Below are 20,990 nucleotides of genomic sequence, written 5' to 3'. Positions count from 1 at the left end.
CGCGCATTTTGCCAAGGCTGCACGCCTTGAAAATTCCGCAATGCCACAAGCGTTGCGGGTTCGATTCCGTCACAGATAAAAACAAACAGGTGACGCATGACTCGTGAAACAACCTTGGATTCCTGGCGCCTGCGCTGGGGTTTGATTTGTGTTGTAGACCCTTCGATCACTGCCTCTGGTGCTCAAGCTACAACGCACTGAATCACATCAAACCTTGTGTGGGACCTTTTCAATGAGTGGAAATACCTCGCATTCGGGCGAGCTTAAACGCGGCCTGAAAAATCGTCATATTCAGCTGATCGCCCTCGGTGGCGCGATTGGTACTGGCCTGTTCCTCGGTTCGGCCGGGGTGCTGAAGTCAGCCGGTCCATCGATGATTCTGGGCTATGCGATCTGCGGCTTCATTGCCTTCATGATCATGCGCCAGCTCGGCGAAATGATCGTCGAAGAACCGGTCGCCGGTTCTTTCAGTCACTTTGCCCATAAGTACTGGGGTGGTTTTGCCGGCTTCATGTCGGGCTGGAACTGCTGGGTGCTCTACATTCTGGTGGGCATGTCGGAACTGACCGCCGTCGGCAAGTACGTGCACTACTGGTGGCCGGAAATCCCGACCTGGGCCTCGGCAGCAGCCTTCTTTGTCCTGATCAACCTCATCAACCTGACCAACGTCAAAGTGTTTGGCGAGGCCGAGTTCTGGTTCGCGATCATCAAGGTCGTGGCGATCGTCGGCATGATCGCCCTTGGCAGCTACCTGCTGGTCAGCGGCAGTGGCGGTCCTCAGGCATCGGTCAGCAACTTGTGGGAGCACGGCGGCTTTTTCCCGAACGGGACGACCGGTCTGATCATGGCCATGGCCTTTATCATGTTCTCCTTCGGCGGTCTGGAAATGCTCGGTTTCACCGCAGCAGAAGCCGACAAGCCGCGCACCGTGATCCCCAAGGCGATCAATCAGGTGATCTACCGCATCCTGATTTTCTACATCGGTGCCCTGGTGGTTCTGCTGTCGTTGACCCCGTGGGACTCGTTGCTTGAAACCCTCAACGCCGGTGGCGACAGCTACAGCAGCAGCCCGTTCGTGCAAGTGTTCTCGATGCTGGGCAGCAACACGGCGGCCCATATCCTCAACTTTGTGGTCCTGACCGCAGCGTTGTCGGTGTACAACAGCGGCACCTACTGCAACAGCCGCATGCTGTTGGGTATGGCTCAGCAGGGTGACGCACCCAAAGTGCTGGCCAAAATCGACAAGCGCGGTGTGCCGGTCAACTCGATCCTGGCTTCGGCTGCCGTCACGGTGATTGCGGTCCTGCTCAACTACCTGATGCCACACGATGCGCTGGAACTGCTGATGTCCCTGGTAGTGGCCACCCTGGTGATCAACTGGGCGATGATCAGCTTCTCCCACGTCAAGTTCCGCCAGCACATGGACAAAACGGCGCAAGTCCCGCTGTTCAAGGCCTTGTGGTATCCATACGGCAACTACATCTGCCTGGCATTTGTAGCGTTCATTCTGGTGATCATGTTGTTGATCCCGGGGATTCGCGTGTCGGTGTATGCGATTCCGGTGTGGGTGGTCTTTATGTGGGTGTGCTACCTGATCAAAAACAAGCGCGCGGTGCAGGCATCGGCTGCGGCTTACAGCTCTGCCAAATAAGCTGAGCGGTTAATCCGACAAACCCGGCCATTGCGCCGGGTTTGTTGTTTGTGGGGTATCCTGCACGCCCCGAAGACGGACCCATTTTTGATGCTGGTGATTTCCAATAACGTGCACATCCCCGATGCCGAGATCGAACTGACGGCAATTCGCGCCCAGGGTGCGGGCGGGCAGAACGTCAACAAGGTGTCGAGCGCCATGCATTTGCGCTTCGATATACCCAACTCGTCGTTGCCGCCGTTTTACAAGGAGCGGCTGCTGGCGCTGCGCGACAGTCGGATCACCAGTGATGGCGTGCTGATCATCAAGGCTCAGCAATACCGCACCCAGGAACAAAACCGGGCGGATGCGCTGGAGCGTCTGGTGGAGTTGATCGTCAGTGCGACCAAGGTGGAGAAAAAGCGCCGTCCGACCAAGCCGACCCTGGGTTCGAAGAAGCGTCGCCTGGAATCAAAGACCAAGCGTGGCAGCATCAAGGCAGGGCGGGGCAAAGTAGATTTCTGAAGGGGTCAGGCTCGGGCTCTCTGAGCCTGGCGATACAGATAAACACTCAGCAGCAATCCACTGAACGCTGCCAGTGCCGCGAACAAGAAGATCGAAGCAAAGCCAAAACCTGCCGCCACAGCGCCCACCAGCGGGCCGGTAATGCCCAGTGACAGATCGATGAACAGCGAGTACGCGCCCACGGCCGCACCGCGGCTGGAGGCGGGCACCAGGTTGACGGCTTCAACCCCCAGCGCCGGGAACACCAGCGAGAAGCCGAAACCGCTCAGGGCCGCGCCCGCCAGTGCCAGTTGCGGGTTCGGTGCCAGCCACAGCAACAGCAGGCCCAGGGTCTCGACGCTCAGGCAGGCAATCGCCACCCGAAAACCGCCGATCCTGTTGATAAAATTGCCGAACACCAGGCGTGCACCGATAAAGCTTGCACCGAACAGGCTAAGGCACAGCACCGCGTTTTCCCAGTTATTGGTCGCGTAGTAAAGGGTGATGAAGGTCGCAATGGTGCCAAAGCCGATCGAGCCCAATGCCAGCCCGGCCCCGTGGGGGAACACGCGCCCCAGGACATGCAGGAACGGCAGTCGCACACCGCTGACGATGGGTGCTGCCCGCTTGGGCCATGCCAGCAGCAAGCCCACCAGCGCCAGCAATATAATGCTTACGCCCATGCTCCACATGCCCAAGTGCCCGACCATCACCACGCCTAATGGCGCGCCAATGGCAATGGCCCCGTAACTGGCGATGCCGTTCCAGGAAATCACCTTGGCGGTGTTGGCCGCGCCGACCCGGCCAATGCCCCAGCCGATGGAGCCTGAGCCCACCAGGCTTTCGGCGCTGCCCAATACCAGGCGTCCGACCAGCAGGCTGGCAAGGCTAAGCGCCGGCATCGCGGTCAGCCAGCTGGAAGCCAGCATGAAGACGCCGCTCAGGCCGCAGCCCGCCAGGCCGTACATCACGGCGCGCTTGCTGCCCAGGTTGTCGATGATGCGGCTGGCGTAGGGGCGGCTCAGCAACGTGGCCAGATATTGCACACTGATCACCAGCCCGGCGATGACGGTGCCATAGCCCAGGTGGTTGTGTACGTATCCGGGCAGCACGGCCAGCGGAATGCCGATATTCAAATAGCCAATAAAGGTGAACAGAACGATGGAGACCACTTGCAGGGTGATCGCCATAGGACGCTGTGTTTCAGGCATGGGGTAGGGGTCCTGCGGGGTGCGGTTGACGCAGATTACAATGGTGCAACCAATTGTGTCGCGATTAAAGCGGCCAAGGCGTTTTCCTGGGTGCCGAAACGCTTGAGCAAGGTTGCTTGCTTCTCGGGGCTGAGACGCTCCCAGAGGTCGATCATTTTTTCGGCGGTGCCGATCAGGACGCTGGCTTGGGTTTCGCTGAAAGTGTCAGTCACGCTTGAATCCGGAATAGGGGGGTGGAGCGATTGTGTCAGACGGTATGAAAAACAAGATGCTTTTCGCACCGTCTGATTGTGAGCCGTCAGTCTTCGCTGTCGGCCTGGAGGCTTTCTGAGGCCTCATCCAGAGCGCTTATTTCGCCACTGGTGTGTTGCGGGACTGGCTGCTCGGTTTCGTGCAGGCTTGGGAAGGGGAGGTTTGGGATCTCGTGCATCGTCGCGCTCCTCGCAAGGTGTGTTTTAAGTAGCTTGCTAAGGATACAGGACAGAGTGTGACAATTTGTCTTTTTATTGCGTCTGGGGGGAATTGTATCGAAATTTCATCTGGCGGCGTAAGAACCCTGTAGTCGCTGCCGAAGGCTGCGTGAAGGCTGCGGTGAGCTCGAGACAACGGGTTGCTCCGCAACCCTTCGCAGCCTTCGGCAGCGACTACAGGTACAGGATCAGTACAAAATCAACGGGTACAAACCTGCGCAATCGCCTTGGCCAGCAGGCTCAGGCGGGTGCCGTCGACGCCGGCCATGTTGGCGCGGCCAGAACCGACCATGTAGACGCTGTGTTTCTCGCGCAACAACTGGACTTGTTCCTGAGTCAGGCCGGTGTAGGAAAACATTCCGCGTTGCTCATTGATGTGAGCGAAGTGTTCGGCCAGCCCGAATGGCGCCAGTGCTTCCACAAGCCCGCTGCGCAAGTGCGCGATGCGGCTGCGCATGGCTTCCACTTCGTCGATCCACAGGTTTTTAAGCGCTGCATCGCCGAGGATGGTTGCGACCACCGCCGCACCATGATCCGGCGGGTTGGACCACAGGTTGCGCGCCAGGTAGGCCAGCTGGCTGCGGATATCCGTCAGCTTTTCGGCATCATTGGCACACACGATCAAGGCGCCAACCCGCTCGCGGTACAGGCCGAAGTTCTTCGAGCATGAACTGGTGATCAGCACTTCCGGCAATTCGCTGACGAACAGGCGAGTTGACCAGGCATCTTCCTGCAGGCCGTCACCGAAGCCCTGGTAAGCGAAGTCGATCAGCGGCAGCAGTTCGCGACGGCGTACCACCTCCAGCACCTGCAGCCAGTCAGCCTGGGACAGGTCGAAACCGGTCGGGTTGTGGCAGCAGGCGTGAAGCAGAACCACATCGCCTTTTGGCGCGTGTTCCAGTGCCTGAAGCATCGCCGCGACGTTGAGCTTGTTGTCACGGCCCACATACGGGTAGTGGCTGATCTTCAGCCCGGCAGCGGCAAAGATGGTTTCATGGATCGGCCATGTCGGATCGCTCAGCCAGATGCCCCGGCCCGGCAGGCATTGCGCGATGAAGTCGGCGCTCAGGCGCAGCGCGCCGGTGCCGCCCGGGGTTTGGGTGGCTCCCGCACGTTTGCCCGCCAGCAGCGGCGAGCCCTCACCCAGTACCAGCTCGCTGATCAATTGCCCAAAACGGCTGTCGCCATGACCGCCGATATAGGTTTTGGTCAGCTGCTGATCGACCAGGCGCTGTTCGGCTTTCTTGACCGACTGCAAGATCGGCGTCAGGCCATTGGCGTCCTTGTAGACGCCCACGCCCAGGTCGAACTTGTCCGGGTTGCTGTCTTGCTGATAGGCGTCCATCAAACCGAGAATCGGGTCGCCCGGTACCCGACCTATGGCGTCGAAGTGCATTATTTGCGGCCTTCAGCGGTTTTGGCGACTTCGTCAGTGCGTGCGGCCATGATGAAATCGTTGCGGTGCAGGCCCTTGATCGAGTGGCTCCACCAGGTCACGGTCACCGAGCCCCACTCGGTCAGCAGGCCAGGGTGATGGCCTTCGGCTTCTGCGATTTCGCCCACGGCATTGGTGAAGGCCAGTGCGAACTTGAAGTTCTTGAACAGAAAGACCTTTTCCAGCTGCATGATGCCGTCGCGAACTTCGATGTTCCAATCCGGAATTTGCTTGATCAGTACCGGCAGTTCTTCGTCGCTGACCTGTGGAGCATCGGCGCGGCAGGCTTCGCAGTGGGCTTGGTTCAGTGCGTTCATGGTGGATTCCTGAATTCAGTTTTTATTGATATGTAAAAAGACGTGTTATGCCGCTTTCGGTTTAGGCGCAAATTTGGGCGCATGCAGGCCCATTGTCATGCCTTTTTCGACCATGCCCATGATGTCTTCGTGGGCCAGATCAAACAGACGCTTCAAGTCCGGCAGGACAAAATACAGCGGCTGCAAAATATCGATGCGATACGGCGTGCGCATGGCTTCCAGCGGATCGAAGGCCTGATGTTCCGGTTCTGACGACAGGCTGTAAACCGTTTCTTTGGGCGACGAAAGAATCCCGCCGCCATAAATGCGTTTGCCTTCCGGGGTGTCCACCAGGCCAAACTCGATGGTCATCCAGTACAGCCGGGCCAGATACACCCGTTGTTCCTTGCTCGCTTGCAGCCCCAGCTTGCCGTAGGTGTGGGTGAACTCGGCAAACCACGGGTTGGTGAGCAGCGGGCAGTGGCCGAAAATCTCGTGGAAAATGTCTGGCTCTTGAAGGTAATCCAGCTCTTCAGGGGTGCGAATGAAGGTCGCTACCGGGAACTGCTTATTGGCCAGCAATTCAAAGAAGGTCTGGAAGGGGATCAGTGCGGGAACGCGGGCAACTTGCCAGCCAGTGGTGGCACCCAGTACCTGATTGATTTCGCTCAGTTGCGGGATGCGATCGTGGGGCAGGCCCAGCTTTTCGATGCCTTGCATGTACTCTGGGCAGGCGCGGCCTTCCAGCAGTTTGAGCTGACGGGTGATCAGCGTATTCCACACCGCGTGTTCGGCAGGTGTGTAGTCGATAAAGCCATTGGCATCCGGCTCACGGGCGACGTATTTCGTTTGCTTCATGGGGCTCTCCGCAAGGAAATCGTTTTTATTATTCGGTGTTGTTGCGATGCCTTAGTGATACCCCAAGTGATTGCTCCGTGCAGCTAGCCTAAAGCCAGTAATGCTGGGATGATGGCGATTATTCGTAAAGTATTCGTTACGATGTGAGAGTTTGGCTGTCATTGCTCAGTTTTAAACAGCGCAACTGTCACAAAATCGTGACGATGAAATGCCTGCCAGCGCATTAAATATCCCCAAATATGGGAGCGGGCTTGTTCGCGATTGCAGCCATGAGGTGTACCCGCCAGATCGCGGTGCCTGAATCGCGAGCAAGCCCGCTCCCACCTTTGATCTTCATTTTCAGGAACTGCCGAGCCATCCCCATGCGTATCAAAGTCCACTGCCAAAACCGGATTGGCATCCTTCGCGACATCCTTAACCTGTTGGTCGCCTACGGCATCAACGTGAAGCGGGGGGAGGTCGGGGGCGATCAGGGCAACGCGATTTATCTGTACTGCCCCAATCTGATCAACCTGCAGTTCCAGGCCCTGCGTCCGAAGTTTGAAACCATCGCCGGAGTGTTCGGAGTCAAGCGCGTAGGTTTGATGCCCAGTGAGCGCAGGCATATGGAGCTCAATGCCTTGCTCGGGGCCCTGGAGTTTCCGGTGCTGTCCATTGACATGGGAGGCTGCATCGTCGCCGCCAACCGTGCGGCTGCGCAGTTGCTGGGGGTACGGGTCGACGAGGTGCCGGGCATTTCCCTGTCCCGTTATGCCGAAGACTTCGACCTGCCCGAGCTGGTGCGGGTCAACAAGTCGCGGATCAACGGCTTGCGGGTCAAGATCAAGGGGCTTGTATACCTGGCTGACATTGCGCCCTTGCAACTGGAGCACGATGAAAGCGAAGCGATGGCCGGTGCCGTCTTGACCCTGCACCGTGCCGACCGCGTGGGCGAGCAAATCTACAACGTGCGCAAACAGGAGTTGCGAGGCTTCGACAGTATTTTCCAAAGCTCCAAAGTCATGGCTGCCGTGGTGCGTGAAGCCCGGCGCATGGCGCCACTGGACGCGCCTCTCTTGATAGAAGGCGAAACCGGCACCGGCAAAGAGCTGCTGGCGCGCGCCTGCCACCTGGCCAGCCCCCGTGGGCAGTCGCCACTGATGGCGCTCAACTGTGCCGGGCTGCCCGAGTCGATGGCTGAAACCGAGCTGTTCGGGTATGGGCCGGGGGCATTTGAAGGCGCACGGGCCGAAGGCAAGCTCGGCCTGCTTGAGCTGACAGCAGGCGGTACGTTGTTTCTTGATGGTGTAGGCGAGATGAGTCCGCGCTTGCAGGTCAAACTGCTGCGCTTTTTGCAGGATGGCTGCTTTCGGCGTGTGGGCAGTGATGAAGAGGTGTATCTGGATGTGCGGGTAATGTGCGCCACCCAGGTCGACCTGTCCGAGCTGTGCGCCCGCGGGGAGTTTCGCCAGGACCTCTACCATCGGCTCAACGTGCTGTCCCTGCATATTCCGCCGCTGCGCGATTGCCTTGATGGGCTGGAGCCTCTGGTCGAGCACTTCCTGGATCAGGCCAGCCGGCAGATTGGTTGTTCGCTGCCGCGTCTGGCGCCTGCCGCAATGGACCGCTTGAGCCACTACCACTGGCCCGGCAATGTGCGTCAATTGGAGAACGTGCTGTTCCAGGCGGTTTCGCTGTGTGATGGCGGCGTGGTCAAGGCCGAGCATATTCGCCTGCCGGACTACGGCGTGCGCCAGCCGCTGGGCGAGTTCTCGCTGGAAGGCGGGTTGGACCACATTGTCGGTCGTTTCGAAAAGGCGGTGCTGGAGCAACTGTATTCCGAGCACCCCAGCAGCCGATTGCTGGGCAAGCGACTGGGGGTTTCCCACACCACCATCGCCAACAAGCTGCGTGAGTACGACATCATCAAGCCGGGCTAGTGTGTGAGGTGTCGCCTTGGGGAGTGCTCGGTAACTAGCCCTTGAAACTTCCCGCCACGCCCTTTGCCTGATCCAGCCAGCCTTTGGTTGGCTCGGCCTGGGGTGTTTGTGTTTGCAGCGCTTGTTCCAGCAGGTTGTTGGCTTCAAGTGCTTGCGCGGCCTTGAGGATCGCAATCAAATTATCCGTAGTGGCGGTTTTTTCGGTCAGTGCAGGTGGCACGGGCAGCGCCTGGGCCGCTTTCACTGCGTCGCCGGTGTTTTTGGTAAAGGCGCATACGGTTTCTATGTTTTCGATCATCGGCAGTGACAGGCGGGTCACGGTGTCAAACGCACTGATAAACGGGAACTCCACCTTGCCGCGAAGCACCGGGTGCCCAGGCTTGGCAGAATCAGCCCCACCAGATAACGCGGGTTCTGGCGCCTGATCGTCAGGCCGACACTGGCCACCGCCAGGGCCACGCCCACCACACGCCCAACGTTCACCAGCAGCGACAGTTCGTTGTTGGATTGAGTGTCGAAGAAGATCCCGCGGTACCGAAAGTAGTCGCTAAACACCTCCCGCTCGTTCAAGGCCGCGTTCATGAACCAGGCGCGGGAATCATGCACATGCTCGTCAAACAGGCCCACGATCGCCCAGGCTTTGTCGTTCACCGGCTTGCCGTTGGCGCCGAACAGCAGGGCGTAATTTTCTTCACCGGCCTGGCGCAGCTTGGCATAGTGCTCGGCCTCATCCTGGCCGTTGGTCATATACACCAGCCCGCCCACCAGGGTGTTGGCGAGGGTGCCAAAGCTGATCATCTCGCTCAAGGTCAGGTTCCACTCCGGCACGTAGTCGCGCCGAAAGTCGGCCATGGCGTTGCTCAACTGGCGGTAATCCAGGTTGGGCTCGAACACTTTGCTGGTGTTGAACGAGGCGGCAGGTTGGGTGCCGGTGCGCTTTTCATAAGCCTCTTTTGTGGCTTGATGTTTTTTTTGCGACGCCAGCTCGGCGTCGGACCAGACCGGCGCTTTAGAGCCGGCGCGCAGGGCGGCATCTTCTTCGAGCTGCATGGCGTGCAGGGCCTCGAACGCGTCGACTTCGTCGCCGTTCATATCGCTCGTGGGGCCGTTTTGCAGCACCCGCCGATTGAGACTCGTCCACTTGATCCAGTTCATGGCGTAACGGCTGATGCGCCAACCGGTAATCACCCCGGCCTCGCGGGCCATGACCTCTTCCAGCGGGCCGTTGTCCATATTGTCGAGCCAGGTGTTGAAACGTTCGATCAGGGTGGGGTCGACGTCGTATTCTCGGGCTGTTGATCCGGCCATAACTAACCACGGCCATCGTACTTCCAACTCAGCGCCTAGTGCCGACTGCGGGGCCTGCAATGGCGCCCCAACCTTGTACGCCTCGCTGTACATATGATGCAGGGCAATTTGCGATAACACCTCATGGCCACCTGCTGCAGCTTTGCCCTGATCGCCGGGCGGGTAGCCGCCGCCAACGTCGGAGTGCATGCCGGGGTAGATATATTCCGTGGTGCCGTTGCGATAGGTGGACAGGCAGTTCGGGTCATCCGGATCGGCCTGGCGCCGGATCGAGTCCAGGGGAAAGCAACTGCGCTGCTCGTGGGCTGCCACCATATGCACGCAGCGCTCCAGAAATTCTTCGGAGTCGGACAGGCGCAGGGTGCCGTCGGCCCAGCCCATGTGGCCTGCGGCAAATGGCGCCAGATAGGGGATACCCACTGAGGCCACAGTGTCGAACAGCCCCATGAACACAATCTTGATCGGCAGTCCGGCAAACAGGTAGCAAGTGGTGCCTTCCACTTCGACCTTGGTCAGGGCTTCCAGCCAGTTGGCAAATGCCCGCGCCTGGGCGGCGCCCCGTGAAAAGCCGTACACGAACAGGCGTATGGTCTTGATGGTCGGGATGGTCTTGCCGGCATGAGCGGCGTCGATCTGGGCTTTGAGTTCGGCCAGGGGCTGGGCCAACACTTCCTTGCGGCGGGTATAGCTGTTTTTGAAGACCGAAGCTGCGAGCATATCTTCGGTGAGACTGGTGCCCATTTTTTGTACCAGAGCGTAGCTTTCCGACATGGTCGGCGGCTTTTGATGGCACGCTTTTTTCAGCGCATCTATCAAACGGGTCAGCCCCCAGTTGATCCGGTTCTCTCCGCCTGTCGACATCGTCAAACCTTGGCTATCTGGTTTGAATTCGCCTATTTCCTTGAACTCGGTGCCAACGCCTTGCATGTAATAGGCATAGAAGCCTTCATTCTCAGACGTTTCCTTGTCATCCCTGCCTAAACTTGCGTGATACAGGCGTGCCACATTGGTAGTGGTCGAAGGCAAAGCCAGGCTGTCTGTTGGTTCATGGTTGTTGGTGCCGTCAAAGCAAAGGGTGATCGTCACGATTTGCATACAGGGCCGGCCCGCGTAAGCCCATCCGGCTGCATGAGCAGCGTCCATTGCTTGTTGTTCGAACGGGTCGAAGGCTTGCTGTTGCTTTCGATAATTGAAAAGCACATCTCCCGGTGTTTGGGGTAAAAGCCCGCCCATTTTGAAGTCGGGGGTCAGGCTGAGAAATTCGCCAGTGGATCTTTTAGGGCGCGGCGTCATGGTTTCGGACATGTGGCAGGCTCCTGCATTTTTTGAGGGTAATGAAACGGATAATCCGGCAGGCCGGGATAGGTCGCTCCAGCCGATACCGCGACCTGGTTACACGGCAAGAAATGCACGTTCACAAGTCCCAGATCTTCATACGGCGCAACAGCGGCAACAGCGCGATGGCGGGTGTAGTGGGTTTCGTGCTCATCCATACGTTTTCGCCACCCATCAGAAAACATCGGCTCAGGCCATCTTCCGTAGGCATACGGATCAGGGTCTTTTTCCCACTCGACCACTACGGTCAAGCCGGGGTGCCATTTCACGGGAAGCGTGGCGCAGCAGTTCTGTTTGCCGCCGCCGCCATAGGGGCTGATATTGGGCCCGCCATTACGATTGACCGAAAACCGGTTGATCGCCGCCGAGGTATGGCTATATCCCTCGATTGGCGCACCCAGTCGGTCAGGCAGGGAGTCGGCACAGCCCTGTAGCGCAATCCCGGCGATAAACATCACCAGCAGTGAGCGAGTCATGGTTTCGGACATGTGGCGGGCTCCTGCATTTTTTGAGGGAAGTTAAATGGGTAACCTGGCTGGCCGGGGAGAGCTGCAACTGCTGATACAGCCACCTGATTACAGGGCAGAAAATGCACATCTATTGCCCCCAGCTCTTCATACGGAGCCACTGCGACAACGGCGCGATGGCGGGTGTATTGAGCTTCGTGCTCTTGAGCGGCCTTGGACCAGGCATCGGAATAGCGGGGCTTGGGCCAGTCGGCATATGCATGTGGATTAGGGTCTTTCACCCACTCGACCACCACGGTCAAACCGGGGTGCCATTTCACGGGAAGCGTGGCGCAGCAGTTCTGTTTGGCGCCGCCGCCATAGGGGCTGATGTTGGGCCCGCCATTGCCATTGACCGAAAACCGGTTGATCGCCGCCGAGGTATGGCTATAGCCCTCGATTGGCGCGCCCAGTCGGTCAGGCAAGGCGTCGGCACAGCCCTGTAGCAAGAGGGCGCTGATTGATATCAAAAGATGCAAGCGGTTCATGAGTGGGTCTTGTCTCTTGTCAGGCTTATTGAAAGAACAGCGCCCAGTGCAATGCCAGTGGGTGTTTGCCAAGTGTCTTTGAAGTATCAGTGAGATTATTAAGATGCCCGCGAGCGCGGCTGAAGTTCGGGCGTCTTGTAACTATCAAGTCTGATGTCGATAAAATCAATGCTCTTTGGGCTGTTGATATAAGTTTGCCAATGCAGGGGGGTGAAGTGTTTAAACAAATAAACGAAACTTATAAAAGTGCGCAAGAAGTTGCGCAGTACTGTTCGGTTTCTTGTCTTTTAGTCGGCAGATAACTGTTCGCCAGTTTGTTCTTGTAATAAGTGTGCAACTTATTGCGCACTGGTTAATACCGAGCGTTTGCGTGAATTGTCGGCGCCAGGGTTGTCAGAGGCAGGTTGGGGGCAAGAGATGCGCAAGGCTTTGCGGTTTTTGCCTCGTCAGCGACACGTTTCTGGCCATGCATTGCCGCAACCGGCATAACCCCGCCGTTTTCATCCCGCTGATCTTGCCCCGCACCGCACCCCATCTCCTCGCAAACCCGCGCCGCACGGCGTCAAAAAATAGTTGGTGCGCAAATTGCTTTAACCACGGCAGTACAGCGGTGGGCGGCAAGCGTCCGTCAGACAGAGGAAAGACTGTGGACAAGTACCTATATGTGGCAATGACCGGCGCCAGTCAGAACGCTCTGGCGCAAAAGGCCCATGCCAACAATTTGGCGAACATCTCGACCAACGGTTTTCAGCGTGACCTGGAACAGGCCCGTTCGATGCCGGTGTTCGGTGACAGCTTTCCTGCGCGTGCCTTTGCCTTGAGCGAACGCCCCGCGACCGACTTCACTCCCGGCGCTCTGGTTGAAACAGGGCGGGATCTGGATGTGGCCGTGTCCGGCGATGGCTGGCTGGCCGTGCAGGCACCCGACGGCAGTGAAGCCTATGTGCGTACCGCGAGCATGAATGTGGATGCCCTGGGCATTCTGCGTGCTGGCAACGGGATGCCGATCATGGGCAACGGCGGGCCGATCGCGGTGCCGCCCCAGCAACAGATCGAAGTCGGCCAGGATGGCACCATCAGCATTCGTGCCCAGGGCGAAGGCCCACGGGTGATGGCGCAAGTGGACCGCATCAAGCTGGTCCAGCCAGACCTGAAAACCATGAGCAAGGGCCTGGACGGCCTTATCCACACCAACGACGGCCAACCGGCGCCAGCCGATGCCAACGTGCAGGTGGTCTCGGGGTTTCTGGAGGCGAGCAACGTCAATGCCGTCGATGAAATGACCTCGGTGCTGGCTCTGTCCAAGCAGTTCGAACTGCACATCAAAATGATGAACACCGCCAAAGAAGACGACCAGGCCATGACTCGGGTCTTGTCCATCAGCTAATTACTTGAACGCAGCGCCGAAAAACCGGCGCGCGAGGAGAGCACCATGCTTCCGGCACTGTGGGTTGCAAAAACAGGTTTGGCTGCACAAGACACCAACCTGACCACCATTTCCAACAACCTGGCCAACGTTTCGACCACCGGTTTCAAACGTGATCGCGCCGAGTTCCAGGACTTGCTCTACCAGATCAAGCGCCAGCCAGGTGCCCAGTCGACCCAGGACAGCGAACTGCCGTCGGGGCTGCAAGTGGGGACCGGGGTGCGCATCGTAGGCACGCAGAAAAACTTCTCCGCCGGTAGCCTGCAGACCACCGACCAGCCGCTGGACATGGCAATCAATGGCCGTGGTTTCTTCCAGATCATGCAGCCCGACGGGACCACGGCCTACAGCCGTGACGGTACTTTCCACCTGGATGCCAACGGCCAGATCGTCACCGCCAGCGGCTTTGCCCTGGAACCGGCGATTGTGGTGCCCGCCGATGCCCAGACCTTCACCGTCGGCCAGGACGGCACCGTGTCGGTGACCATCGCCGGCAACCCGGCCGCCCAGGTGATCGGCAACGTGCAGACCGCCGACTTTATCAACCCGGCCGGTTTGCAGTCCCAGGGCGGTAACCTGTTCCTGGAAACCGCGTCCAGCGGCGCGCCGCAAATTGGTACCCCCGGCCTCAACGGCTTCGGTTTGACCATGCAGAGCATGCTTGAGACTTCGAACGTCAGCACTGTGGAAGAGATGGTCAACATGATCACCACCCAGCGCGCCTACGAGATGAACTCGAAAGTGATCTCCACGGCTGACCAGATGTTGTCGTTCGTCACGCAAAACCTGTAATTACGTGAAATAGCGGGAGAGCTCATGAAGCGCTTGTTTTCTGTTCTGGCACTGGGCGCCATTACCTTTGTGGCCGGTTGCGTCAGTCCGCCGCCGCGGGCCAACGATCCGTACTACGCGCCGGTCCTGCCGCGCACGCCGCTGCCGGCTGCGGCCAATAACGGTTCGATTTACCAGGCTGGCTTCGAGCAGAACCTGTACAGCGACCGCAAGGCGTTCCGCATTGGCGACATCATTACCATCACCCTGAACGAGCGGACGCAGGCGAGCAAAAACGCCAACTCGGCCATCGGTAAAAACAGCAACACCAGTATTGGCCTGACTTCGTTGTTTGGCAGCGGTCTGACCACCAACAACCCCCTGGGCAGTGGTGATCTGAGCCTCAATGCCGGTTACAGCGGCAGCCGTGCCACCAAGGGCGACAGTAAGGCCGGGCAGGGCAACAGCCTCACCGGCTCCGTCACTGTGACCGTGGCCGACGTATTGCCCAACGGCATCATCGCCGTGCGCGGCGAGAAGTGGATGACCCTGAACACGGGTGACGAACTGGTGCGCATTGCTGGCCTGGTGCGCGCCGATGACATCTCCACCGACAACACCGTGTCTTCGACCCGCGTGGCCGATGCGCGCATTACCTATTCGGGGACCGGCTCGTTTGCCGATGCGAGTCAGCCAGGCTGGTTTGACCGATTCTTCCTTAGCCCGCTGTTTCCCTTTTAGTGATGAACTTCACCATGCCCAACCTCAAGCATCTGCTGGCAGCCGTGTTGCTGTTGTCGACCTCCCTGGGCGTGCACGCCGAACGGTTGAAAGACATCGCCAGCATTTCTGGCGTGCGCTCCAACCAATTGATTGGTTACGGCCTGGTGGTCGGGTTGAATGGCACGGGCGACCAGACCACGCAAACCCCGTTCACCCTGCAAACCTTCAACAATATGCTGTCCCAGTTCGGCATCAAAGTGCCGCCAGGCTCGGGCAATGTGCAGCTTAAAAACGTTGCAGCGGTGTCCATCAGTGCCGACTTGCCAGCATTTGCCAAGCCGGGGCAGGTGATCGATATCACCGTTTCATCCATCGGCAACTCCAAAAGCCTGCGCGGCGGTACGCTGTTGCTGACGCCGCTCAAGGGGATTGATGGCAACGTGTATGCGGTCGCCCAGGGCAACCTGGTGGTGGGCGGTTTTGATGCAGAAGGCCGTGACGGCTCGAAGATCACCGTCAACGTTCCGTCGGCCGGGCGCATTCCGGGCGGGGCCTCGGTGGAGCGTGCGGTGCCCAGTGGCTTCAACCAGGGCAACAGCCTGACCCTGAACCTCAACCGTTCGGACTTCACCACGGCCAAGCGCGTAGTGGACAAGATCAACGACCTGCTCGGCCCGGGTGTGGCGCAGGCGATTGATGGCGGCTCGATCCGTGTGACCGCGCCGCTGGACCCAAGCCAGCGGGTTGATTACCTGTCGATCCTGGAAAACCTCGAAGTCGATCCGGGGCAGGCGGTGGCCAAGGTCATCATCAACTCGCGCACCGGCACTATCGTGATCGGCCAGAACGTCAAGGTATCGCCTGCCGCCGTGACCCACGGCAGCCTGACCGTCACCATTACCGAAGACCCGATTGTCAGCCAGCCCGGGCCGCTGTCCAACGGCGAAACCGCTGTGGTGCCGCGCTCGCGCCTCAATGCCCAGCAGGAAGCCAAGCCGATGTTCAAGTTCGGCCCGGGCACCACCCTGGACGAGATCGTACGGGCGGTGAACCAGGTCGGCGCGGCGCCAGGGGACTTGATGGCGATTCTCGAAGCACTGAAACAGGCCGGCGCCTTGCAAGCCGACCTGATCGTGATCTGAGGCCGACATCATGGACATGCGTAAGAGCGGGGTGGTCAGTGGCAGCGATTCGGGAGCGTTTACCGACCTTAATCGGCTGAACAACCTGAAGGTCGGCGACCGTGAAAGCGATGCCAACATGCGCAAGGTGGCGCAGGAATTCGAGTCGCTGTTCCTGAATGAAATGCTCAAGTCCATGCGCTCGGCCAATGAAGTGCTGGGCAAGGACAACCCGCTCAATACCCCTGCGGCCAAGCAGTATCAGGAAATGTACGACCAGCAACTGTCGGTGACCTTGTCCCGCCAGGGCGGCGGTATCGGTCTGGCTGACGTGTTGATGCGCCAGATGTCGAAAAACAAATCCGCCGTGCCGGGGGAGGCTGCGGCGACCACGGCACTGACCGCCGAAGTCAAAACCCCGACGGCCACCGCCACCGGCGACAGCCCGTTTGTTCGTAGCAGTGGCCAGCGTCCGTTGTGGGCTTCGCGGGTCACCCTCGCGCCGGATGCGGCGGCCGGCGGGCACAAAAATGACATGGCCATGCTCAATCAGCGGCGCCTGGCGTTGCCCACCAAGCTGACCGACCGCTTGTTGGCCGGGATCGTACCTTCGGCCGACCCTGCGCGCTCAACCCTCAATACGGGCGCCGTGCCGGGCCGCACTTCGCCGGGGCTGGACGCGGTGCTCAAGGGCGGTCGCCAGCCGATGCTCAGCGCCAGTGGCGCACAAGGGCGGATGCAGATTTACGGGCGTGCCGTGGCGCAGCCGCCACTGGCCCCGGCCAAGCAGGCGTTCAGCTCCCCCGATGCGTTCGTCGCGACGATGCTGCCGATGGCGCAGCAGGCCGCCGACCGTATTGGTGTCGATCCGCTGTATCTGGTGGCGCAAGCGGCACTGGAAACCGGCTGGGGCAAGTCGGTGATGCGCCAGCAGGACGGCAGCAGCAGCCATAACCTGTTCGGCATCAAGGCCACCGGCAACTGGCAGGGGGCGCAAGCGCGGGCCATCACCAGTGAGTTCAAGGGCGGGCAGATGGTCAAGGAGACGGCGGACTTCCGCTCCTACGGTTCCTATCAGGACAGCTTCCACGATCTGGTCACGCTGTTGCAGAGCAACAATCGTTATAAAGAAGTGCTCAATGCGGCCGATAAACCGGAGCAGTTTGTACGTGAGTTGCAGAAGGCCGGTTACGCAACCGACCCTGAATACGCGAGCAAGATTTCTCAGATAGCCAAGCAAATGAAAACCTACCAGAGCTACGCCTCGACGGGTTCTCTCACGAATTTATAAGGTTTGAACCATGGCGAGTTTGATCAACATCGGGATGTCGGGGCTGAACGCCAGCCAGGGCGCATTGGCCACCGTGGGCAACAACATTGCCAACGCCAATACCTCGGGCTATTCGCGTCAGCAAATTGTCCAGGGCAGTGGCGCCTCGCAACAGGTGGGCGGGGTGTTTATCGGCACCGGCACCACCCTGGCCGACGTGCGCCGCGTGTACAACGCCTACCTCGACGCCCAGTTGCAAACCACCACCTCGCTCAATGGCGATGCCCAGGCGTATCTGGATCAGATCGGCACGGTCGACAAGCTGCTGTCGGATAAAAACACCGGGGTTTCGGCCGCACTCAGCAGCTTTTTCAGCTCGCTGCAAACCTCCGCCGCGGCCCCCGGTGATGTGTCCGCTCGCCAGTTGCTGCTGACCAGCGCGCAAACCCTGAGCAACCGTTTCAACTCGATTTCGTCCCAGCTCAATCAGCAGAACGAAGGCATCAACAGCCAGCTGGACACCCTGACCTCGATGGTCAACCAGCACACGGCAACCATTGCTTCGCTGAACAAGCAGATCGCCCAGGCCACCACCGGTGGCAATACGCCGAACAACCTGCTGGATGCGCGCAACGAAGCGGTGCGCACGCTCAACGAGCTGGTGGGCGTTACGGTTCAGGAACACGACAACGTTTACGACATTACCCTGGGCACCGGGCAGGCGCTGGTGCAAGGCTCCACCTCCAATACCCTTTCGGCGGTGCCGGGCCAGGTCGATAAAAGCCAGTACAGCATCCAGATCAATTACCAGCAGTCCAGCTCCGATGTGACCTCGGTGCTCAGTGGCGGCAAGATCGGCGGCCTGCTGCGCTATCGCGACGATGTGCTTGCACCGGCGATCAACGATTTGGGGCGCACGGCAATAGTGGTGGCCGATGCCATCAACCAGCAGTTGGGCCAGGGCCTGGATGCCAACGGCGAGTTTGGTTCGTCGCTGTTCACTAACATCAACAGCGAAAAGGCCATCACCCAGCGCAGCCTGGCGGCGACGGGCAACAGCGTCGGCTCAAGCAACCTGAACGTGAGCATCAGCGACAGCAGCCAGCTGACGGCTTACGACTACAAGGTGACATTCACTAGTGCCACCGAATACACGATCCAGCGTTCTGACGGCCAGGATGCCAAGGGCCCGTTCAAGCTTGGTGACAAGCAGGTGATTGACGGTTTTACCCTTCAGCTCCCGAAGGACGGTGCGGTCGCGGCGGGCGACACTTTCAAAGTCAGCCCCACCCGCAGCGGCGCGAGCAATATCGGTGTGCAAATGACCGATGCCAATAAGTTGGCGTTCGCCGGGCCCTTGGTGGCGGGGGCGGGCGGCTCCAACACCGGTACCGGGGCGGTGGGCGGTCTGAACCTGTCATCGGCGCTGGATATTTACAGCGGCACAAACCTGGGCCAGTCCCAGATCGAAGCCGCGATGCCGGTGCGTATTGTCTTTGATGGTGTGAATGGCGATGGCGCCCATGCTTACCGGGTGCTGAACGAAAAAGGCGAAAAAATCAGCGACGGCACCTATGTGCCGGGCCAGGACAACGCGGTCACTATCAAGGTGCCAGTCACCAACGCTGATGGCAGCGTGACCGATGTCAGCTTCGATGCAACCCTCAGCGGCTCGCCGGGCAAGGGCGACAGCTTCGATATCCAGTTCAACAAGGACGGCAAGGCCGACAACCGCAACGCCAACGAACTGCTGGGCCTGCAGACCAAAGCGACGGTGGGGGCGGACAGCCAGGGCAATGGCGGCGTGAGCATGGCCACCTCCTACAGCCAGCTGGTGTCCAAGGTGGGCGGCAAGGCCAGTCAGGCCGCCGTCGACGGCACCGCCAACGGCGCGGCGCTGGCGTACGCCAAGGAAGTGCGCAGCTCGGTGTCCCAGGTCAACCTGGACGAAGAAGCGTCCAACCTGGTCAAGTTCCAGCAGTACTACACGGCCTCGTCGCAGATCATCAAAGCGGCGCAAGCAACCTTCAGCACGCTGATCAACAGTCTTTAAGGGAGCCCGCGACGATGCGTATTTCTACTTCGCAGTTTTTTGAATCGACCAGTGCCACCTACCAGAACAACTTCTCGTCGGTGATCAAGACCCAGGGCCAGATCGATTCCGGCGTGCGTATCCAGACTGCCGCAGATGACCCAGTGGGCGCCGCGCGCCTGCTGCAATTGCAACAGCAAAAAGACATGCTGGGCCAGTATTCCACCAACATGAACAGCATCAAGTCTTCCCTGGGGGCTCAGGAATCGGTGCTCGACAGCATCAACACCGCCTTGCAAAAGGCCGGTGAACTGGCGCTTGGGGCTGGCAGCGGGAAAAGCGACGCGGATCGCACGGCCATCGCCAACGAACTGGGCAGCATTGAAGAGCAGGTGTTCAGCCTGCTCAACAGTAAGGACTCCGCAGGCAACTACATGTTCTCGGGCTCCAAGACCGATACTGCGCCCTACACCCGTAACAACGATGGCACCTACAGCTATCAGGGCGACGACACCCAGCTCAACCTGAAAGTCTCGGACACCCTGACCCTGGCCAGCAGCGACACGGCCAAAAGCTTCATGGAAGGTTCGGTCAATACGGGGCGCACCCAGGCGACTTTCGTACCGGTGCTGGACGCTGACGGCGTGGCATCGGTCAATGATGGCAAGCTTTCCGTCTCGGCTGGCCTGGTCACTTCAAGCCCGGTGTTCAACAAAAGCTTTGCCGAAGGCCAGCCGTACACGCTGACGTTCAGCAGCAGCACCCAGTACACCCTGACCGACCGCGACGGCAACGACCTGACCTCCCAGGTGGCGGGCAATGGCGTGTTCGACCCGACCAAGGATGGCTCCCAGAACATCAGCCTGCGCGGCGTGTCGTTCGACATCACCCCCAACCTCAAGGACATCCCGGCGGCGGATCTGGATGCGGCAGTGGCGGGGCGCACCTTTACCCTTGAGGCCAAGCCGGACTCGTTCAACACCTCGCGCACGCCGGGCAACGGCTCGACCGCACAGATCACCAACGCGACCGTGACCGACCCCGGGGTCTACGGCGATAGCTTTCCGAGCAATGGCGCGGTGATCAAATTCACCAGCGCCACGGAGTATGAGGTCTATGCCCAGCCGCTGACGGCCGACAGCAAGTCGATTGCCCAAGGCAACGTGACCGACGGTGCGCTGGGGATCAAATTCGACTTAACCGGTACGGCGCAAGCGGGCGACCAGTTTGCGATCAACCGCAACAACCACCAGAGCCAAAGCGCGCTGGACACCATCAGCCAACTGCGCAAGGCGCTGGTGATCCCGAGCGACAAAGACCCGCTGGCCCAGCAAACGCAAAAGGACGCGATCAACTCCGCGATCGGCAACCTGAAAAACGCCAGTGCCGGCGTCGACAGCGCCCGGGGTTCGATTGGTGCGCGCTTGAAGACGGTGGACATCCAGGCTGACGAAAACATCAGCCTGGGCCTGGCCAACGACTCCACCACGGCGGCCATTGGCAACACCGACATGGCGGGGGCATCCATCGAACTGGCATTCCAGAAAGCCATGCTCGAAGCCTCGCAACTGGCGTTCGTCAAAATCTCCCAGCTGAGCCTGTTTAACCAGCTTTGATTAACGACGGCATACCTGACCTGTAGTCGCTGACGAGGAACGAAGGCTGCGATCGAATACGCAGTCTTCGC

At 59.5% G+C, this 20,990-nt stretch carries 20 protein-coding genes; 10 read left to right on the top strand and 10 right to left on the bottom strand.

Annotation, left to right across the window (positions count from 1 at the left end; all coding sequences use genetic code 11):
- Positions 1 to 232 precede the first annotated feature (232 nt).
- Together V6P94_RS19870 and arfB are read left to right on the top strand one after the other, a co-directional pair.
- Positions 233 to 1,651, top strand: a complete 1,419-nt coding sequence (locus V6P94_RS19870) for an amino acid permease (protein ID WP_133079020.1) — start codon at positions 233 to 235, stop codon at positions 1,649 to 1,651.
- 90 nt (positions 1,652 to 1,741) lie between these two features.
- Complete coding sequence (gene arfB / locus V6P94_RS19865) at positions 1,742 to 2,155, top strand: alternative ribosome rescue aminoacyl-tRNA hydrolase ArfB (RefSeq protein WP_019828782.1); 414 nt, start codon at positions 1,742 to 1,744, stop codon at positions 2,153 to 2,155.
- Positions 2,156 to 2,160: 5 nt separating this feature from the next.
- Here the strand turns inward: arfB and V6P94_RS19860 are convergent, their stop codons facing one another.
- From V6P94_RS19860 to phhA, 6 genes are all read right to left on the bottom strand, one after another.
- Positions 2,161 to 3,345, bottom strand: coding sequence for an MFS transporter (locus V6P94_RS19860; RefSeq protein ID WP_219262959.1), 1,185 nt, complete (start codon positions 3,343 to 3,345; stop codon positions 2,161 to 2,163).
- A 35-nt stretch (positions 3,346 to 3,380) separates the two neighbouring features.
- Positions 3,381 to 3,557, bottom strand: a complete 177-nt coding sequence (locus tag V6P94_RS19855) for a hypothetical protein (RefSeq protein WP_019828784.1) — start codon at positions 3,555 to 3,557, stop codon at positions 3,381 to 3,383.
- An 86-nt stretch (positions 3,558 to 3,643) separates the two neighbouring features.
- Positions 3,644 to 3,775 (bottom strand): hypothetical protein, encoded by a 132-nt coding sequence (locus tag V6P94_RS19850; RefSeq protein ID WP_257623040.1) that lies wholly within the window; start codon positions 3,773 to 3,775, stop codon positions 3,644 to 3,646.
- Positions 3,776 to 4,014: 239 nt separating this feature from the next.
- Positions 4,015 to 5,211, bottom strand: coding sequence for an amino acid aminotransferase (locus V6P94_RS19845; RefSeq protein ID WP_405046706.1), 1,197 nt, complete (start codon positions 5,209 to 5,211; stop codon positions 4,015 to 4,017).
- A complete protein-coding gene (locus tag V6P94_RS19840; protein ID WP_048360736.1) occupies positions 5,211 to 5,567 on the bottom strand; it encodes a 4a-hydroxytetrahydrobiopterin dehydratase in 357 nt (118 codons plus the stop codon). The genes V6P94_RS19845 and V6P94_RS19840 overlap by 1 nt, the downstream gene beginning before the upstream one ends.
- 45 nt (positions 5,568 to 5,612) lie before the next feature.
- Complete coding sequence (gene phhA / locus V6P94_RS19835; RefSeq protein WP_133079023.1) at positions 5,613 to 6,404, bottom strand: phenylalanine 4-monooxygenase; 792 nt, start codon at positions 6,402 to 6,404, stop codon at positions 5,613 to 5,615.
- A gap of 362 nt (positions 6,405 to 6,766) precedes the next feature.
- On the opposite strand from phhA, the gene V6P94_RS19830 reads away from it, so the two are divergent.
- Positions 6,767 to 8,323 (top strand): sigma 54-interacting transcriptional regulator, encoded by a 1,557-nt coding sequence (locus tag V6P94_RS19830; RefSeq protein ID WP_133079024.1) that lies wholly within the window; start codon positions 6,767 to 6,769, stop codon positions 8,321 to 8,323.
- A 34-nt stretch (positions 8,324 to 8,357) separates the two neighbouring features.
- Here the strand turns inward: V6P94_RS19830 and V6P94_RS19825 are convergent, their stop codons facing one another.
- Genes V6P94_RS19825 through V6P94_RS19810 form a run of 4 tightly spaced genes read right to left on the bottom strand, consistent with a single transcriptional unit; the run spans position 8,358 to position 11,960 of the window.
- Positions 8,358 to 8,690: a hypothetical protein gene (locus tag V6P94_RS19825; protein ID WP_338648410.1), complete on the bottom strand. Its 333-nt coding sequence runs from the start codon at positions 8,688 to 8,690 to the stop codon at positions 8,358 to 8,360.
- Positions 8,639 to 10,936: a DUF2235 domain-containing protein gene (locus tag V6P94_RS19820; RefSeq protein ID WP_338648408.1), complete on the bottom strand. Its 2,298-nt coding sequence runs from the start codon at positions 10,934 to 10,936 to the stop codon at positions 8,639 to 8,641. Before V6P94_RS19820 ends, V6P94_RS19825 begins: the two co-directional genes overlap by 52 nt.
- The gene (locus tag V6P94_RS19815) at positions 10,921 to 11,454 is read right to left on the bottom strand and encodes a DUF3304 domain-containing protein (RefSeq protein ID WP_338648406.1); all 534 of its coding nucleotides are present in this window, start codon (positions 11,452 to 11,454) and stop codon (positions 10,921 to 10,923) included. The genes V6P94_RS19820 and V6P94_RS19815 overlap by 16 nt, the downstream gene beginning before the upstream one ends.
- The gene (locus V6P94_RS19810) at positions 11,439 to 11,960 is read right to left on the bottom strand and encodes a DUF3304 domain-containing protein (protein ID WP_133075985.1); all 522 of its coding nucleotides are present in this window, start codon (positions 11,958 to 11,960) and stop codon (positions 11,439 to 11,441) included. The genes V6P94_RS19815 and V6P94_RS19810 overlap by 16 nt, the downstream gene beginning before the upstream one ends.
- Positions 11,961 to 12,606: 646 nt before the next feature.
- On the opposite strand from V6P94_RS19810, the gene V6P94_RS19805 reads away from it, so the two are divergent.
- From V6P94_RS19805 to V6P94_RS19775, 7 genes are read left to right on the top strand one after another with little or no spacing between them, the layout of a single operon-like run.
- Complete coding sequence (locus V6P94_RS19805; RefSeq protein ID WP_019828794.1) at positions 12,607 to 13,347, top strand: flagellar basal body rod protein FlgF; 741 nt, start codon at positions 12,607 to 12,609, stop codon at positions 13,345 to 13,347.
- A gap of 45 nt (positions 13,348 to 13,392) precedes the next feature.
- Positions 13,393 to 14,178, top strand: coding sequence for a flagellar basal-body rod protein FlgG (gene flgG / locus V6P94_RS19800; RefSeq protein ID WP_133075986.1), 786 nt, complete (start codon positions 13,393 to 13,395; stop codon positions 14,176 to 14,178).
- 24 nt (positions 14,179 to 14,202) lie between these two features.
- Positions 14,203 to 14,898, top strand: a complete 696-nt coding sequence (flgH, locus tag V6P94_RS19795; protein WP_133075987.1) for a flagellar basal body L-ring protein FlgH — start codon at positions 14,203 to 14,205, stop codon at positions 14,896 to 14,898.
- Between the two features lie 14 nt (positions 14,899 to 14,912).
- Positions 14,913 to 16,022 (top strand): flagellar basal body P-ring protein FlgI, encoded by a 1,110-nt coding sequence (locus tag V6P94_RS19790; RefSeq protein WP_133075988.1) that lies wholly within the window; start codon positions 14,913 to 14,915, stop codon positions 16,020 to 16,022.
- 10 nt (positions 16,023 to 16,032) lie between these two features.
- Positions 16,033 to 17,292 carry a flagellar assembly peptidoglycan hydrolase FlgJ gene (flgJ, locus tag V6P94_RS19785; protein WP_338648398.1) on the top strand — a complete coding sequence of 420 codons (1,260 nt, stop codon included), beginning with the start codon at positions 16,033 to 16,035 and terminating at the stop codon, positions 17,290 to 17,292.
- Positions 17,293 to 17,302: 10 nt separating this feature from the next.
- Positions 17,303 to 19,324 (top strand): flagellar hook-associated protein FlgK, encoded by a 2,022-nt coding sequence (gene flgK / locus V6P94_RS19780; RefSeq protein WP_338648396.1) that lies wholly within the window; start codon positions 17,303 to 17,305, stop codon positions 19,322 to 19,324.
- Positions 19,325 to 19,338: 14 nt separating this feature from the next.
- Positions 19,339 to 20,919, top strand: a complete 1,581-nt coding sequence (locus V6P94_RS19775) for a flagellar hook-associated protein 3 (RefSeq protein WP_338648393.1) — start codon at positions 19,339 to 19,341, stop codon at positions 20,917 to 20,919.
- The last annotated feature ends 71 nt before the right edge of the window (positions 20,920 to 20,990 follow it).

It is taken from the genome of Pseudomonas sp. ML2-2023-3, from assembly GCF_037055275.1.
Classification (GTDB): Bacteria; Pseudomonadota; Gammaproteobacteria; order Pseudomonadales; family Pseudomonadaceae; genus Aquipseudomonas.
The sequence above is the reverse complement of the archived record's forward strand: the minus strand, read 5'-3'. Positions and strand labels throughout refer to the sequence as shown.

What these genes read in the sequence shown, in the direction of transcription:
- V6P94_RS19870 (WP_133079020.1), top strand. Translation starts at nt 233, where the DNA reads ATGAGTGGAAATACCTCGCATTCGGGCGAGCTTAAACGCGGCCTGAAA.
- arfB (WP_019828782.1), top strand. Translation starts at nt 1,742, where the DNA reads ATGCTGGTGATTTCCAATAACGTGCACATCCCCGATGCCGAGATCGAA.
- V6P94_RS19860 (WP_219262959.1), bottom strand. Translation starts at nt 3,345, where the DNA reads ATGCCTGAAACACAGCGTCCTATGGCGATCACCCTGCAAGTGGTCTCC.
- V6P94_RS19850 (WP_257623040.1), bottom strand. Translation starts at nt 3,775, where the DNA reads ATGCACGAGATCCCAAACCTCCCCTTCCCAAGCCTGCACGAAACCGAG.
- V6P94_RS19845 (WP_405046706.1), bottom strand. Translation starts at nt 5,211, where the DNA reads ATGCACTTCGACGCCATAGGTCGGGTACCGGGCGACCCGATTCTCGGT.
- V6P94_RS19840 (WP_048360736.1), bottom strand. Translation starts at nt 5,567, where the DNA reads ATGAACGCACTGAACCAAGCCCACTGCGAAGCCTGCCGCGCCGATGCT.
- phhA (WP_133079023.1), bottom strand. Translation starts at nt 6,404, where the DNA reads ATGAAGCAAACGAAATACGTCGCCCGTGAGCCGGATGCCAATGGCTTT.
- V6P94_RS19830 (WP_133079024.1), top strand. Translation starts at nt 6,767, where the DNA reads ATGCGTATCAAAGTCCACTGCCAAAACCGGATTGGCATCCTTCGCGAC.
- V6P94_RS19820 (WP_338648408.1), bottom strand. Translation starts at nt 10,936, where the DNA reads ATGTCCGAAACCATGACGCCGCGCCCTAAAAGATCCACTGGCGAATTT.
- V6P94_RS19815 (WP_338648406.1), bottom strand. Translation starts at nt 11,454, where the DNA reads ATGTCCGAAACCATGACTCGCTCACTGCTGGTGATGTTTATCGCCGGG.
- V6P94_RS19810 (WP_133075985.1), bottom strand. Translation starts at nt 11,960, where the DNA reads ATGAACCGCTTGCATCTTTTGATATCAATCAGCGCCCTCTTGCTACAG.
- flgG (WP_133075986.1), top strand. Translation starts at nt 13,393, where the DNA reads ATGCTTCCGGCACTGTGGGTTGCAAAAACAGGTTTGGCTGCACAAGAC.
- flgH (WP_133075987.1), top strand. Translation starts at nt 14,203, where the DNA reads ATGAAGCGCTTGTTTTCTGTTCTGGCACTGGGCGCCATTACCTTTGTG.
- V6P94_RS19790 (WP_133075988.1), top strand. Translation starts at nt 14,913, where the DNA reads ATGCCCAACCTCAAGCATCTGCTGGCAGCCGTGTTGCTGTTGTCGACC.
- flgJ (WP_338648398.1), top strand. Translation starts at nt 16,033, where the DNA reads ATGGACATGCGTAAGAGCGGGGTGGTCAGTGGCAGCGATTCGGGAGCG.
- flgK (WP_338648396.1), top strand. Translation starts at nt 17,303, where the DNA reads ATGGCGAGTTTGATCAACATCGGGATGTCGGGGCTGAACGCCAGCCAG.
- V6P94_RS19775 (WP_338648393.1), top strand. Translation starts at nt 19,339, where the DNA reads ATGCGTATTTCTACTTCGCAGTTTTTTGAATCGACCAGTGCCACCTAC.